This is a genomic window from Ramlibacter tataouinensis TTB310 (assembly GCF_000215705.1).
In the GTDB taxonomy this organism is placed as follows: Bacteria; Pseudomonadota; Gammaproteobacteria; order Burkholderiales; family Burkholderiaceae_C; genus Ramlibacter; species Ramlibacter tataouinensis.
The window spans coordinates 3086497-3101033 of sequence record NC_015677.1; the positions used below are offsets into that span (position 1 = coordinate 3086497).

17 protein-coding genes are annotated in these 14537 nt (G+C 69.7%); 7 read left to right on the forward strand and 10 right to left on the reverse strand.

The annotated features are described in order from the left end of the window. Nucleotides 1–66: 66 nt before the first annotated feature. Genes queF through RTA_RS14840 form a run of 4 tightly spaced genes read right to left on the reverse strand, consistent with a single transcriptional unit; the run spans nucleotide 67 to nucleotide 2848 of the window. Nucleotides 67–918 (reverse strand): NADPH-dependent 7-cyano-7-deazaguanine reductase QueF, encoded by an 852-nt coding sequence (gene queF, locus RTA_RS14825; protein ID WP_013902230.1) that lies wholly within the window; start codon nucleotides 916–918, stop codon nucleotides 67–69. 10 nt (nucleotides 919–928) lie between these two features. After that, nucleotides 929–1789, reverse strand: a complete 861-nt coding sequence (locus RTA_RS14830; protein WP_013902231.1) for a 2-oxoglutarate-dependent dioxygenase — start codon at nucleotides 1787–1789, stop codon at nucleotides 929–931. After that, nucleotides 1786–2562 (reverse strand): peroxide stress protein YaaA, encoded by a 777-nt coding sequence (yaaA, locus tag RTA_RS14835; RefSeq protein WP_013902232.1) that lies wholly within the window; start codon nucleotides 2560–2562, stop codon nucleotides 1786–1788. Before yaaA ends, RTA_RS14830 begins: the two co-directional genes overlap by 4 nt. 7 nt (nucleotides 2563–2569) lie before the next feature. Beyond that, a complete protein-coding gene (locus tag RTA_RS14840) occupies nucleotides 2570–2848 on the reverse strand; it encodes a hypothetical protein (RefSeq protein ID WP_041675625.1) in 279 nt (92 codons plus the stop codon). 135 nt (nucleotides 2849–2983) lie between these two features. On the opposite strand from RTA_RS14840, the gene hemA reads away from it, so the two are divergent. The 5 genes from hemA to RTA_RS14865 all read left to right on the forward strand — a co-directional run bounded on the left by hemA (nucleotide 2984) and on the right by RTA_RS14865 (nucleotide 7813). Continuing rightward, a complete protein-coding gene (hemA, locus tag RTA_RS14845) occupies nucleotides 2984–4255 on the forward strand; it encodes a glutamyl-tRNA reductase (protein WP_013902234.1) in 1272 nt (423 codons plus the stop codon). Between the two features lie 87 nt (nucleotides 4256–4342). Further along, nucleotides 4343–5446: a peptide chain release factor 1 gene (prfA, locus tag RTA_RS14850; RefSeq protein ID WP_041675626.1), complete on the forward strand. Its 1104-nt coding sequence runs from the start codon at nucleotides 4343–4345 to the stop codon at nucleotides 5444–5446. Then, complete coding sequence (gene prmC / locus RTA_RS14855) at nucleotides 5443–6270, forward strand: peptide chain release factor N(5)-glutamine methyltransferase (protein ID WP_013902236.1); 828 nt, start codon at nucleotides 5443–5445, stop codon at nucleotides 6268–6270. Before prfA ends, prmC begins: the two co-directional genes overlap by 4 nt. Before the next feature lie 45 nt (nucleotides 6271–6315). Beyond that, nucleotides 6316–6651: a Grx4 family monothiol glutaredoxin gene (gene grxD, locus RTA_RS14860; RefSeq protein WP_013902237.1), complete on the forward strand. Its 336-nt coding sequence runs from the start codon at nucleotides 6316–6318 to the stop codon at nucleotides 6649–6651. Between the two features lie 163 nt (nucleotides 6652–6814). After that, a complete protein-coding gene (locus tag RTA_RS14865; RefSeq protein WP_013902238.1) occupies nucleotides 6815–7813 on the forward strand; it encodes an AAA family ATPase in 999 nt (332 codons plus the stop codon). Nucleotides 7814–7817: 4 nt separating this feature from the next. Here RTA_RS14865 and RTA_RS14870 read toward each other — a convergent pair whose 3' ends face one another. Beyond that, the gene (locus tag RTA_RS14870) at nucleotides 7818–8468 is read right to left on the reverse strand and encodes a lytic transglycosylase domain-containing protein (RefSeq protein WP_013902239.1); all 651 of its coding nucleotides are present in this window, start codon (nucleotides 8466–8468) and stop codon (nucleotides 7818–7820) included. Further along, nucleotides 8465–10210: a proline--tRNA ligase gene (locus RTA_RS14875; protein ID WP_013902240.1), complete on the reverse strand. Its 1746-nt coding sequence runs from the start codon at nucleotides 10208–10210 to the stop codon at nucleotides 8465–8467. Before RTA_RS14875 ends, RTA_RS14870 begins: the two co-directional genes overlap by 4 nt. Nucleotides 10211–10304: 94 nt before the next feature. Here RTA_RS14875 and RTA_RS14880 point away from each other — a divergent pair, with 94 nt between their 5' ends. Together RTA_RS14880 and RTA_RS14885 are read left to right on the forward strand one after the other, a co-directional pair. Then, on the forward strand, nucleotides 10305–10973 hold the full coding sequence (locus RTA_RS14880; RefSeq protein ID WP_013902241.1) for an RNA pyrophosphohydrolase: 669 nt from the start codon (nucleotides 10305–10307) through the stop codon (nucleotides 10971–10973). After that, on the forward strand, nucleotides 10963–11466 hold the full coding sequence (locus RTA_RS14885; protein WP_013902242.1) for a CNP1-like family protein: 504 nt from the start codon (nucleotides 10963–10965) through the stop codon (nucleotides 11464–11466). The genes RTA_RS14880 and RTA_RS14885 overlap by 11 nt, the downstream gene beginning before the upstream one ends. 10 nt (nucleotides 11467–11476) lie before the next feature. Here RTA_RS14885 and proB read toward each other — a convergent pair whose 3' ends face one another. The 4 genes from proB to rplU all read right to left on the reverse strand — a co-directional run bounded on the left by proB (nucleotide 11477) and on the right by rplU (nucleotide 14368). Then, entirely contained in the window at nucleotides 11477–12586 is a 1110-nt protein-coding gene (gene proB / locus RTA_RS14890) for a glutamate 5-kinase (protein WP_041676472.1), read from the reverse strand. A gap of 56 nt (nucleotides 12587–12642) precedes the next feature. Then, on the reverse strand, nucleotides 12643–13710 hold the full coding sequence (gene cgtA / locus RTA_RS14895; protein WP_041675627.1) for an Obg family GTPase CgtA: 1068 nt from the start codon (nucleotides 13708–13710) through the stop codon (nucleotides 12643–12645). Nucleotides 13711–13783: 73 nt separating this feature from the next. After that, complete coding sequence (rpmA, locus tag RTA_RS14900; RefSeq protein ID WP_013902245.1) at nucleotides 13784–14044, reverse strand: 50S ribosomal protein L27; 261 nt, start codon at nucleotides 14042–14044, stop codon at nucleotides 13784–13786. Between the two features lie 12 nt (nucleotides 14045–14056). Next, nucleotides 14057–14368: a 50S ribosomal protein L21 gene (gene rplU, locus RTA_RS14905; RefSeq protein ID WP_013902246.1), complete on the reverse strand. Its 312-nt coding sequence runs from the start codon at nucleotides 14366–14368 to the stop codon at nucleotides 14057–14059. Nucleotides 14369–14537: the final 169 nt, after the last annotated feature.

Here is a 14537-nt window from a genome sequence, read left to right on the forward strand (position 1 = left end):
CCCGTGCTGCCGAGCTAAGCCACAGGCGGTCTTGCCTGTCGGACACCGGAAACGCCGCCTGTCGGATTACTGCCGCGCAGTACGCACGTTGGGCGGCAAGGCGCCCGGATGGCTGGTGCGGAAAGGATTGATGTCCAGGCCGCCGCGCCTGGTGTAGCGGGCATAGACCGACAGCTTCACCGGCCGGCAGCGCCGGCGGATGTCCATGAAGATGCGCTCCACGCACTGCTCGTGGAATTCGTTGTGGTTGCGAAAGCTCACCAGGTAGCGCAGCAGGCCGGCCTGGTCGATCTGCGGCCCGCTGTAGCGGATCTGCACGCTGCCCCAGTCCGGCTGGCCGGTCACCAGGCAGTTGCTCTTGAGCAGCTGGCTGACCAGTACCTCCTGCACCGGCTGCTCGTCGAATGCGGCCGTCAGCAGTTCGGGCGCCGGCGTGTACTGGCTGCACTCGATGTCCAGGCGGTCCAGGTTCAGGCCATCCAGCTCATGGATGGGCTCGCGGTCGAACAGCTCCGGCGTCAGCAGCCGCACGCCGACCGAGGACGCCGCCGGCGCGCCGCGCCACACCGCTTCGCTCACATCGGCGCGGATGCGCTCGCGCACCTCGTCGGCGGAGGCGAACGGCGTGTTGCTGAAGCTGCCCAGGTAGAGCTTGAAGGACTTGCTCTCCACGATGTTGGGCGTTTCGCAGGGCACGGTGACATGGGCGATGGCCACCTGCGGCTTGCCGCGCGGCGTGAGCCAGGACAGCTCGAACGCCGTCCACAGGTCGGCGCCGAAGAAAGGGATGGTGTCGGGGGCCAGCCCCAGTTCCTCGCGCTTGGGCGCGCGCGCGATGGGAAACAGCAGCGACGCGTCGTAGCGGTCGCGGTAGTCGGCTGCCTTGCCCAGCAGCGATTGTTCCGGTGTGCGGGTCATGCCCGCGAGGTTATTCGAATCGGCGTTCCCGCAGCCACTTGGTGGCGATCCATTTCTCCCCGGCCAGCACCGGCGCGCCGCCATGCAGCGTGCGGGTGGACGGATGCGGCCGCTCGTAGCTGAAGAACACGCCGTGGCCGCGCTTGGGCGCGACCTCCAGGTGCACGTCGGGGAAGGTGGTGCCACCGCCCTTCTCCGGCTCGCCCAGGTACATCACCAGGGTGCCCACCCGCTGGCCGCCGCGCTTGAGGATGGTGGGCGTGCCGGGCTCGGCCGGGTCGAAGTAGTCGTAGTGCGGCTTGTACTCGGCGCCGGGCCGGTAGTGCAGCACCTGCAGGCCCTCGCCGTTCTCCACCGGCCAGTTCACCAGGCGGGCGATGCGCGCCTCGATGCGGGCCACCAGCTCGTTCTCGCCGCGCTGGAAGAACATGCCGCTGCTGGTGCGGTCCTCGTTGACCTCCTCGCCGCCGGTCTTGGTCGCCACCGTCAGCGAGCGCGCCAGCCGCGGCTTGGCCAGCCCGATCAGCTGCTCGCACTCCTGGTCGGACAGCAGGCTGCCGAACACCACCACGCGCGGGTTGTACATGGCCTGCAGCACGTGGACGCGGCGGTCGCCCCCGTCCAGGTACAGCGGCGATTCGTCCAGCCGGGGATCGGGCACCGGCACCGCCGGCGGCAGCCCCTTCTGCACGGCATGCGACTCCAGGTGGCTGCGCAGCGAGCTTTCCATGGCCTCGATCGCCACCTCCTCGTTCCAGCCCGACTTGATCATGGAGTCGAGCACCGACTCGGCGCTGTGGCCGGCCTGGGCCTGCTCGACGATCCAGCGGCGCAACTCGGGCGTGACCTGCTGCTGTGTCTGTGTGCTCACGATTCGATCCTCCGGCGAAAGACGAGGCGGTCCGGCTGGGACGCGGCCGCGTGGAAGGCATAGCCTTCCAGGTTGAAGCCTTCCAGCTTCCTGGGCGTGGTCACGCGGTGCGTGATGGCGTAGCGCGCCATCAGCCCGCGCGCCTTCTTGGCGAAGAAGCTGATGATCTTGTAGCCGCCGCCCTTCCAGTCCTCGAACACGCAATCGATGACGCGCGCCTTGAGGACCTGGCGGTCCACCGCCTTGGAATACTCCTGCGAGGCCAGGTTCACCACCACGGGCGTCCGGTCGGCGGCCAGGCGCCGGTTCAGGTGCCGGGCGATCTCGGGCCCCCAGAACTGGTACAGGTTGACCGCGCCATTGACCGCCAGGGGCGTGCCCATCTCCAGCCGGTAGGGCTGCATCCGGTCCAGTGGCCGCAGCACGCCATACAGGCCGCTGAGGATGGCCAGGTGCTGCTGCGCCCAGTCCAGGTCGGCCGGCTTCAGCGTCCTGGCGGCCAGCCCGTCGTACACGTCGCCGTCGAAGGCCAGCACCGCCTGTTTGGAATTCTTGACGGTGAAGCGGGGCGACCAGGCCTGGTAGCGCGCCACGTTGAGCGTGGCCAGGCCGTCGCTCAGCGCCATCAGCTGCGCCACCTGCTGCGGCGACTTGGCGCGCAGCACCTCGATCAGCTCGGCCGAACGCTTGCTGAACTGCGGCTGGGTGGCCGGCAGGTCGCCGGCCGGGGTGTCGTAATCCAGCGACTTGGCAGGAGACAACAGGAAAAGCATGAGCCGATTATCGGCGCCAGGCGCCGGTAAGCAGCCACTGCACCGTGGCGGCCACCCCCACCAGCGCGCCGTAGGTGACCATCTTGCCGTCACGGCCGAACCACCACAGGCCGACACCCAGCACCGCCAGGCCCGCCGCGAACACCACCGCCACCTGGGCCCAGGCCGGCGGTGCCGCCGGCCGGTTCAGGCCCAGCAGGCGGGCCGCGGCGACCAGCAGCAGCGCCAGCCCCAGGGCGGGCGCCGCGAAATTGGCGAGGTGGAGCAGGAAGTCGAAAGGGCCCATGCGGGAATCGCGGCAGCGCAGGTGCTTGCCACGGCTGCGAATTTTATAATTCGCGACCATGAGCGCCCACGGCCATCCTGTCGCCTGCCCCTCGAAGGGGCGGTTGGTGCCCCACGGGCGGCCGGGCGGGCACTGATGGCCGTCTGGGCCTTGGGGCTGAACCACACGACGGCTCCGCTGGACCTGCGGGGCCGTTTCGCGTTCGCCATCGACCAGATCGAGCCCACGCTCAAGGCGCTGCGTCAGAGCTTCGACGGCCGCCTGGCGCGCCAGCCCGAGGCCGCCATCCTGTCCACCTGCAACCGCACCGAGATCTATTGCGCCGGCGAGCAGCCGGCGCTGGAGCCCACGCTGGAGTGGCTGGCCCACTCGGGCGGCGTCTCGCCGGCCCTGCTGCGCTCGCATGCCTACACGCTGCAGGATGGTTCGGCCGCGCGCCATGCGTTCCGGGTGGCCGCCGGACTGGACTCCATGGTGCTGGGAGAGGCGCAGATCCTGGGCCAGCTCAAGGACGCGGTGCGGGTGGCCGACCATGCCGGCGCGCTGGGCACCACGCTCAACCAGCTGTTCCAGCGCTCGTTCGCGGTGGCCAAGGAGGTGCGCACCTCGACCGAGGTCGGCGCCCATTCCATCAGCATGGCCGCCGCCGCGGTGCGGCTGGCCGGCCAGCTGTTCGAGGACCTGGGCGGCATCCGGGTGCTGTTCGTCGGCGCCGGGGAGATGATCGAGCTGGCCGCCACGCACTTCGCCGCCAGGAACCCCCGCTCCATCGCCATCGCCAACCGAACCCTGGAGCGCGGCGAGAAGCTGGCCACCCGCTTCGGCGGCGAGGTGATGCGCCTGGCCGACCTGCCGGAGCGGCTGCACGAGTTCGACGCGGTGGTCAGCTCCACCGCCAGCCAGCTGCCCATCATCGGCCTGGGCGCGGTCGAGCGGGCCATCAAGGCGCGCAAGCACCGCCCCATGTTCATGGTGGACCTGGCGGTGCCGCGCGACATCGAGCCCGAGGTCAAGCAGCTGGAGGACGTGTACCTCTACACGGTGGACGACCTGGCCCACGTAGTCCAGACCGGCCAGGCCCAGCGCCAGGCGGCCGTGGCCCAGGCCGAGGCCATCATCGACGCCGGCGTACAGAGCTTCCTGCACTGGATGGAGCAGCGCCGGGCCGTGCCCCTGATCCAGCAGCTCAACGCGCAGGCGGACCAGTGGCGCGCGCTGGAACTGGCCCGTGCCCGCAAGGCGCTGGCCCGCGGCGAGGAGGTCGACGCGGTGCTGGACGCCTTGTCCAGAGGCCTGACCCAGAAGATGCTGCACGGCGCGATGGCCGAGCTCAACGCCGGCGACGCCGCCTCGCGCGAGCAGGCCTCCAACGCCATCCAGCACTTCTTCCTGCGCAAAGAGCGTTAGCTGCGTTGCCCGCATGGCGCCGCATCCTCGGCGTGTCGGCTTTTTGCGCCCTTTGCGCCTTCTGCGTTCCTGACCCCGCTTTCTCTTGTGAAACCCTTTCTCCGCCAGCAACTCGAGCGCTACCCGGTCCGCCTGCAGGAACTCGACTTCTTCCTGCAGCAGCCCGAGGTGGCCCAGGACATGGAGCGTTTTCGCGCCCTGTCGCGCGAGCACGCCGAGGTCAGCGAGGTCGCCGGCCTGTACGAGCGCTTGCGCCGCCGCGAGGCCGACCTGGCCCAGGCGCAGGAGATGCTGGCCGACGCCGACATGGCCGAAATGGCCCGCGAGGAGATCGCCGCCGCCGAGGCCGAGCTGCCGGCACTGGAGGACGAGCTGCAGAAGCTGCTGCTGCCCAAGGACCCGGACGACGTGCGCAACGTCTTCCTGGAGGTCCGCGCCGGCACCGGCGGCGACGAATCGGCCCTGTTCGCCGGCGACCTGCTGCGCATGTACACCCGCTACGCCGAGCGCCAGGGCTGGCGCTGCGAGCTGGTCAGCGAGAGCGAAGGCGAGGTCGGCGGCTACAAGGAGGTGGTGGTGCGGCTGGTGGGCGATGGAGCCTACGGCAGGCTCAAGTTCGAATCCGGCGGCCACCGGGTGCAGCGCGTGCCGGCCACGGAAACCCAGGGCCGCATCCATACCAGCGCCTGCACCGTGGCCGCCCTGCCCGAGCCCGACGAGGCCCAGGCGGTGCAGATCAACCCGTCCGACCTGCGCATCGACACCTTCCGCGCCTCGGGCGCGGGCGGTCAGCACATCAACAAGACGGACTCGGCGGTGCGCATCACCCACCTGCCCACCGGCATCGTCGCCGAATGCCAGGACGACCGCTCCCAGCACCGCAACAAGGCCAGGGCCCTGCAGGTGCTGGCCGCGCGCATCAGGGAGCAGGAACGCGCCGAAAGGGCGGCCAAGGAGGCGGCCACCCGCAAGGGACTGATCGGCAGCGGCGACCGCAGCGACCGCATCCGTACCTACAACTTCCCGCAGGGCCGCGTCACCGACCACCGCATCAACCTCACGCTGTACAAGCTGGGCGCCGTCATGGAAGGCGAGCTGGACGAGCTGGTGGAGGGGCTGCTGCTGGCGCGCAAGGCCGAGCAGCTGGAAGAACTGGAAGCGGGTTTGGCCCCCTCCCCCCGCCGTCCATGACTCTCGCCCAGGCCCTGGCCTCGGCCCAGACCCTGGGCCTGGCGCGGCTGGACGCCCAGCTGCTGCTGCTGCATGCCCTGGGCCGGCGGCAGCAGGAGCGCGCCTGGCTGCTGGCGCATGACACGGACGAGTTGCCCGCGGCGGCAGCCGCGGCCTTCGAGGCGCTGTGCAGCCGCCGCCACCAGGGCGAGCCGCTGGCCTACCTGGTGGGCCACAAGGAGTTCTTCGGCCTGCAGCTGGCGGTGGACCCGCGCGTGCTGGTGCCGCGGCCGGACACCGAGACCCTGGTCGAGTGGGCCGTGGCGCTGCTGGCGGGCCGCGAGCGGCCGGCGGTGGCTGACCTGGGTACCGGCAGCGGCGCCATCGCGCTGGCCCTCAAGCGGCGGGTCCCGGGTGCCCGGGTGCTGGCGGTGGACCGCAGCGCGCCGGCGCTGGCGGTCGCCGCCGGCAACGCGGCCGCGCACGGGCTGGAGGTGGCCTGGCGCCAAGGCTCCTGGCTGGAAGGCCTGGACGGCCCGTTCGACCTGATCGTCAGCAACCCGCCCTACGTGGCGGCGTCCGACCCGCACCTAGCCGCCTTGCGGCACGAGCCCCTGTCGGCGCTGGCCTCCGGCCCCGACGGGCTGGACGACATCCGCACCATCGTGGCGCAAGCCCCGGCGCGGCTGGCGCCGGGGGGCTGGCTGCTGCTGGAGCATGGCTGGGACCAGGCCGAGGCGGTGCGCGCCCTGCTGCGCTCGGCCGGCCTGGCAGCGGTGCGCAGCCGGCGCGACCTGGCCGGCATCGAGCGCTGCTCCGGCGGACAACGGGTTGAATTGGGATAATCCGCACCAACGTCATGACGGGCCCGGCCCGGCGAGGAGATTCCAGTGAGCGACACCCAGCAACGCATAGACCAGCTCGTGAAGGGCAGCGAGGTCCTGCTGTTCATGAAAGGCAGCGCCGCCTTTCCCATGTGCGGCTTTTCCGGCCGCGCCATCCAGATCCTCAAGGCCTGCGGCGTCGACCCCAAGTCGGTGACCACGGTCAACGTGCTGGAGGACGACGCCATCCGCCAGGGCATCAAGGAATACAGCAACTGGCCCACCATCCCGCAGCTGTACGTCAAGGGCGAATTCGTCGGCGGGTCGGACATCATGATGGAGATGTACCAGAGCGGCGAGCTGCAGCAGGTGCTGGGTTCGTCGGCCAGCGCGCAAGGCTGACGCCGGCCGGGATCAGCAGTCGCTCCCTGCGGCTGCCAACACTGTCGGCAAAAGGCCGACACGCGGTTGCGCTTCGCGCTCCCTTCGATTGATGAGTGGCACGGCTTATGCTGGAATCAATCCGGCATGCGCCGCATGCACCGCCCGTTGAAAAGGAGTGTGAATGGAATCGCGCCAACTCGTGCCGCACGACCCGGCGGCGTTCAAGCTGCCCATCGCCAACCTGCGCAACGTCTTCCGTCCGCACGACGTGGAGCGCAAGCTGGCCAAGCTGCCGGCGCGCGACCACGAAAACCTGCGCACCACCTACGAGCGCATGCTCGAGCGCGGGCCCGAGCGTTTCCAGGTCAAGCCCAGCGGCGTGCCCGACATGACGCAGCTGTACGAGCAGCTGCCCAACTTCACCGACGCCCTGGACGACGTCAAGCGCCACGTGGCCCTGTCGCAGGACTGCCGCGACGGCCTGGAAGTCACGCCCATGCTGCTGCTGGGCCCGCCGGGCATCGGCAAGACCCACTTCGCGCGCAAGCTGGCCGACCTGCTGGGCACCGGCATGAGCCTGGTGCCCATGAGCTCCATGACGGCCGGCTGGCTGCTCTCCGGCGCGTCCTCGCAATGGAAGGGCGCCAAGCCCGGCAAGGTGTTCGAGGCCATCGTCGACGGCCAGTACGCCAACCCGGTGATCGTGGTGGACGAGATCGACAAGGCCGCAGCGGATGCGCAGTACGACCCCCTGGGTGCGCTCTACGGCCTGCTGGAGCACGACACGGCCGCCGCCTTCACCGACGAGTTTGCCGAGATCGCCATCGATGCCAGCCAGGTGATCTGGATCATGACGGCCAACGACGAGCGTTGCATCCCCGAACCCATCCTCAACCGGATGAACGTGTTCGAGATCGAGCCGCCCGGCTTCGAGGCGGCGCGCCAGATCGCGCGCAACCTGTACCGCTCGATCCGCGCCGAGCACGGCTGGGGCGCCCGGTTCGAGGAAGAGCCTTCCGACGAGCTGCTCGACCTGCTGGCCGCCCTGGCACCGCGCGAGATGCGCCGGGCGCTGATGACCGGCTTCGGCAATGCCCGGCTCGATGCCCGCGGCGAGATCCGCGAAGCCGACCTGCCCAAGGCCGGCGCCGGCAAGACCAGGCTCGGCTTCCTGCAGTGAGGGGCTAGCCCGGTCTGGCCGGCCGGGCGGCCGGCGGCGTGTCGTTGAAGGCCCAGGCCTTGCGCGCGGCCAGCACGGCGTTCGGGTACTGCGGCTTGCCCCGGCTGCCGTTGTAGCGGCCCAGGGCCATGAACAGGTCGCCGCGCTCGCGGTCGAGGTAGTGCCGCAGGATCACGCAGCCGAAGCGCAGGTTGGTCTGCATGTGGAACAGCTTGCTGGGGTCGCCGTCGCCGATGACGCGGGTCCAGAACGGCATCACCTGCATGTAGCCGCGGGCGCCCACCGGGCTCACGGCGAACTTGCGGAAACCGCTTTCCACCTGGATCAGCCCCAGCACCAGGGGGGTGTCCAGGCCGGCGCGCCGGCTTTCGTACCAGACGCTCTGCAGGAATTCCTTGCGCTCCTGCCAGTCCGCCTTGCGGCGCTGCAGGCGCTGGCTCATCGCACCCAGCCAGCGCAGGTAGGCCAGCTGGGCCTCGGTGTCGCGGAACTGGGGGACGGGCGGCGCCGAGTACGCGACCGCCGAACTGAGCGCCGTGCGCACGGCATCGGCCAGCGGCTCCTCCAGCTGCCGGCCCGCCTCGGCGCGCCGCCCGAAGGCGAGCAGGCCCAGCCCGGCGGGTGCCGACTGCAGGCACCGGCGCCGCGAGATCACGGCTTCAGGCGGCTGCGCAGGAAATCCACGACGCCGGCCACGGGCACCTTGGTGGCGGCGCTGTCGCGCCGGTGCTGGTACTCGAGATGGCCTTCCTTGAGGCCGCGGTCCGACACCACGATGCGATGCGGCACGCCCACCAGCTCCCAGTCGGCGAACATGGCGCCGGGACGCTCGCCGCGGTCGTCCAGCATCACGTCCACCCCCAGCGCGGCCAGCTCCTCGTGCAGCTTCTCGGCCGCGGCCCTGACCTCGCTGCTGCGGTCCATGCCGATGGGGCAGACCACGATGGTGAAAGGCGCGATGGCGTCCGGCCAGACGATGCCGCGCTCGTCGTGGTTCTGCTCGATGGCGGCGGCGGGCAGGCGCGTGATGCCGATGCCGTAGCAGCCCATCTCCATCAGCTGCGGCTTGCCCGACTCGTCCAGGAAGGTAGCGTTCATCGCACGGCTGTACTTGGTGCCCAGGTAGAACACGTGGCCGACCTCGATGCCGCGCTCGATCGCCAGACGGCCCCTGCCGTCAGGCGAGGGATCGCCCTCGACCACGTTGCGGATGTCGGCCACCGCATCCGGCTCGGGCAGGTCGCGGCCCCAGTTCACGCCGGTGAGGTGGAAGTCCTCCTCGTTGGCGCCGCAGATCCAGTCGGCCATCAGGGCGACCTCGCGGTCGGCCACCACCTTGAGCGGCTGCTCCAGGCCGATGGGTCCCAGATAGCCCGGCTTGCTGCCGAAGTGGGCCACGATCTCGGGCACGGTGGCGAAGCGGAAACCGGCGTCCAGCCCCGGCACCTTGCCGACCTTGACCTCGTTCATGTCGTGATCGCCGCGCAGCAGCAGCAGCCACAGCTGCGCGCCCGCCGCCTCGCCCGCCTCGTTGGCGCGGTCGGTGGCCAGCACCAGCGACTTGACGGTGGACTGCAGCGGCACGCCCAGCAGCTGCGCGACGTCGGCGCAGGTGCTCTTGCCGGGCGTGGGCACGCGCTGCAGGGGCCGCGCCGCGGCCGGGCGCGCATGCGAAGGCGCCAGCGCCTCGGCCTTCTCCATGTTGGCCGCGTAGTCGCTGTCCGGGCAGTAGACGATGGCGTCCTCGCCGGTGGCGGCGATCACCTGGAACTCCTCGGACAGGTCGCCGCCGATGGCGCCGCTATCAGCCGCCACCGCGCGGTAACGCAGCCCGAAGCGGTCGAAGATGCGCCTATAGGCCTGGGCCATGGCCTCGTAGCTTTTCTTCGCGGCAGCCACGTCGCGGTCGAAGCTGTAGGCGTCCTTCATGATGAACTCGCGGCCGCGCATCAGCCCGAACCGCGGGCGCCGCTCGTCGCGGAACTTGGTCTGGATCTGGTACAGGTTCTTGGGCAGCTGCTTGTAGCTGCGAAGCTCCTGGCGCGCGATGTCGGTGACGACTTCCTCGCTGGTGGGCTGGACCACGAAGTCGCGATCGTGGCGGTCCTTGATGCGCAGCAGCTCGGGGCCCATCTTGTCGAAGCGGCCGGTCTCCTGCCACAGCTCCGCGGGCTGGATCACCGGCATGGTGCACTCGACCGCCCCGGCCCGGTCCATCTCCTCGCGCACGATGGCCTCCACCTTGCGGATCACGCGCAGGCCCATGGGCATGTAGGTGTAGATGCCCGCGCCGAGCTTCTTGATCATGCCGGCGCGCATCATCAGCCGGTGGCTTGCCACCTCGGCATCGGCCGGTGCTTCCTTGAGGGTGGAGATCAGGAACTGGGATGCTTTCATTCTCGGAACGCGAGCCGCCGGGCGGAGACTGAGCCGCTTGCCGCCCCCGGACCGGCGTGCATAATGAACTCAGTTTAAGAATTGGGGTTTGATTATGCTTGACCGGGACGGCTTCAGGCCCAACGTCGGCATCATCCTGCTGAACCAGAAGAACCAGGTGTTCTGGGGCAAGCGCATACGCACCCACAGCTGGCAGTTTCCTCAGGGAGGCATCGATCGCGGCGAGACGCCGGAGCAGGCGATGTACCGGGAACTGCACGAGGAGGTCGGCCTCAAGCCGGAGCATGTGCGCATCATCGCCCGCACCCGCGACTGGTTGCGCTACGAGGTGCCGGACCGCTACATCCGCCGCGACGCGCGCGGCCACTACAAGGGCCAGAAGCAGATCTGGTACCTGCTGCAGCTGGTGGGGCAGGACTGGAACCTGAACCTGCGCGCTACCAACCATCCGGAGTTCGACGCCTGGCGCTGGAACGACTATTGGGTGCCGCTGGACGTGGTGGTCGAATTCAAGCGCGGCGTCTACGAGATGGCGCTGACCGAGCTGGCCCGCTTTCTCCCGCGCAGCGATCACCGCAACCGCTTCCTGCGCGGCGGCATGCGCCATCGCGAAGGCGGCGCCGGCAACGAGCCGCCGCACGAGGCGGGTGCCGAACCGCAGCTTCCCGCCGCGCCGTTCGAGTTACCGCCGGGAGGCAGCTTCGAGCCCGATCCGCAGACCGCCACCGCGCCGCGGCCGCAGAGAGGCCGCCATGCGCCGTGAGTGGGCGGGCCTGCTGCTGGCGCTAGCCGCTGCAGGCGTGGGCGCGCAGCCGACGCCCGCGAAGCCGCAATCCCAGGAGAGCGAGGCGCCGACGCCGCCGGCGCTGCAGCTGGATCGGTTGATCCCCGTGGACGTGCCGCGCGCCAGCCTGCGCTACGGCATCGACCCTGCCTCCGTCAGCGTCGGGCCGGACGGCATCGTGCGCTACGTGGTGGTGGCCACCAGCGCCAGCGGCGCCGTCAATGCCATCTACGAAGGCGTGCGCTGCGGCACGGCGGAAGTGAAGGTCTACGCGCGCCACAACCCGGACAGCGGCTGGTCCCCGGTGCGCGAACCCGCCTGGCAGCCGCTGCATGGCAACGCCTCGCGCCACAGCCTGCTGATCGCCCGCGGCGGCGTGTGCCAGGGCCATGCGGCCAACGGACCGCCGGAGCAGATCGTTCGTGACCTGGGGGCATCGCCCGACCGGCGCTTTCGCGGCGAGCTGCGCTGAGCGCGCTCCGTCAGCGGGTGACCACCAGGTTGGTGCGGTGGATCATCTCGGGCTCGGCCACGTAGCCGAGCAGCCGCTCGATGTCGGCGGACGGCTTGCGGCACAACAGGCGCGCCTCGGCGCTGGCGTAATTGGCCAGTCCCCGCGCCACCTCGGCACCCGAAGGGTCGCGCACCGCGATCACGTCGCCGCGCGAGAAGTCGCCTTCCACCGCCACCATGCCGATGGGCAGCAGGCTCTTGCCTTCCTGCCGCAGCTTGGCGGCGGCACCCTCGTCCACCATGACCGCGCCGCGCAACTGCAGGTGGTCGGCCATCCAGCGCTTGCGCGCCTGGCTTTTCTGCGTCGGCGCCACCAGCAGGGTGCCGATGGCCTCGCCGGCGAACAGTCGCAGCAGCGCATCGGGCTCGCGTCCCCAGGCGATCACCGTGGAGGCGCCCGAGCCGGCCGCGCGCCTGGCGGCCAGGATCTTGGTGATCATGCCGCCCTTGCCCAGGCTGGAGCCGGCGCCGCCGGCCATGGCCTCCAGCGCCGGATCCCCGGCGCGCGCCTCGTGCACGAAGGCGGCCGAGGGGTCCTTGCGGGGATCCGCCGTGTACAGGCCCTTCTGGTCGGTGAGGATCACCAGCACGTCCGCCTCCACCAGGTTGGCGACCAGGGCCCCCAGCGTGTCGTTGTCGCCGAACTTGATCTCGTCGTTGACGACGGTGTCGTTCTCGTTGATGACGGGCAGCACGCGCAGCCCGAGCAGGGTCAGCAGCGTGGTGCGCGCGTTCAGGTAGCGCTCGCGATCGGCCAGGTCGGCATGGGTGAGCAGCACCTGGGCGGACCCCATGCCGTTCTGGCGCAGCTTGCTCTCGTACATCTGCGCCAGGCCCATCTGACCCACCGCGGCGGCGGCCTGCAGTTCGTGCAGCTGGTGCGGCCGCGTCGCCCAGCCCAGGCGCTTCATGCCTTCGGCGATGGCACCGCTGGAGACCATGATCACCTCGCGCCCCTCGCCGGCCAGTGCCGCGAGTTGGCGGCACCATTCGCCGATGGCCCGCTCGTCCAGCCCCCGGCCGTCGTTGGTCACCAGGCTGGAGCCGACCTTGACCACGATGCGGCGCGCCGCGCGCATCAGCTGCGCGCCGGAAGGCAGGCTGGAAGCCGGTTTCTCGCTCATGTCGGCGGTCGTCACGCCCCGGGCTCGCCGGCAAAGCGCGGATCGACCTGCGCCGGCTGCTCGGCCACGTGCCGGGCCTTGAGGTGCTGGTAGACGGCCTTGATCAGCTCCTCGCAACCCTCGCGCGTGAGCGCGGAGATCTGGAACACCGGGCCCTTGTACCGGAAGCGCTTGACGAAGTCCTTGACGCGCGCCTCGCGCTCGTCCGCCGGGACCATGTCCAGCTTGTTCAGCACCAGCCAGCGCGGCTTGTCGTACAGCGCCTTGTCGTACTTCTTGAGCTCCTGCACGATGGCCTTGGCCTGGGCCACCGGGTCGACACCTTCATCGAACGGCGCGATGTCCACCAGGTGCAGCAGCAGCCGGGTGCGCTGCAGGTGGCGCAGGAACTGGTGCCCCAGGCCCGCGCCTTCGGAAGCGCCCTCGATCAGGCCGGGCACGTCCGCGACCACGAAGCTCTGCTCCGGCCCGACGCGCACCACGCCCAGGTTGGGATGCAGCGTGGTGAAGGGATAGTCGGCGATCTTGGGCCGCGCGTTCGAGATGGCCGCGATCAGGGTCGACTTGCCGGCATTGGGCATGCCCAGCAGGCCCACGTCGGCCAGCACCTTGAGCTCGAGCTTGAGGTGCTTCTTCTCGCCCGGCCAGCCTGGCGTCTTCTGCCGCGGCGCGCGGTTGATCGAGCTCTTGAAGCGCATGTTGCCGAAGCCGCCGTCGCCGCCCTTGGCAATGGTGATCACCTCGCCCGGCTGCAGCAGCTCGTAGAGCACCTCGCCGGTCTCGGCGTCGCTGATGATGGTGCCCACCGGCATCTTGAGCGTGATGTCGTCGCCGGCGGCGCCGAACATGTCCGAGCCCATGCCGTGCTCGCCGCGCCTGGCCTCGTGCCGGCGGGAGAAACGGTAGTCGACCAGGGTGTTGAGGCTGGGGTCTGCCACCGCGTAGACGTGGCCGCCGCGGCCGCCGTCGCCGCCGTTCGGGCCGCCGAATTCCTTGTACTTCTCGTGGCGGAACGAGACGCAGCCGTTCCCCCCGTCGCCGGCGGCGACGTCGATGTAGGCTTCGTCAACGAACTTCATGGGAAGCGATTTTAGGAAGGGAAACAAAAAAGCCTGCGCGCAGCGCAGGCTTCTCGCGGCGCGAGCCTGGCGATCAGGCCGCCGGCTCGACGCTCACCGTGTGCTTGTTCAGCGCGCCGCGGGTGGCGAACTTCACATGGCCGTCCACCAGCGCGAACAGCGTGTGGTCCTTGCCCAGCCCGACGTTGGTGCCGGGGTGGAACTTGGTGCCGCGCTGGCGCACGATGATGGAGCCGGCGCTGATGAGTTCACCGCCGAAGGCTTTCACGCCGAGCATCTTGGGCTGGGAATCCCGCCCGTTTCGCGTAGAGCCGCCGCCTTTTTTCTGTGCCATGGTTCCTGCTCCTTAGCCAGCGATGGCGCCGATCTGCAGCTCGGTGAACTGCTGGCGATGGCCCTGGCGCTTCTGGTAGTGCTTGCGACGGCGCATCTTGAAGATGCGCACCTTGTCGTGCTTGCCGTGCGCCACGATGGTGGCCTTGACAGTCGCACCGGACACCAGGGGAGTGCCAACCTTGAGCTCGCTGCCGTTGCCGACGGCCAGCACCTGGTCGATCACGATTTCCTGGCCTACGTCCGCAGCAATCTGTTCTACTTTGATTTTCTCGCCGGAGGCAACGCGATACTGCTTGCCGCCGGTTTTTATGACCGCGTACATGAGGACCTCTTGAGAATGCGAGACACGCCCGTGTGTCTTTTCAGAACACGCCGCGCCTCTTCTAAGATCTCCCCGGACGGATTTCCGGAGAGCCCAAGACTATAGCATAGTTTGCGGTTACTCACCTTCGGGGTCATGGAGCGGCCCGCCGCGCAGGGCCCCCTCCCTA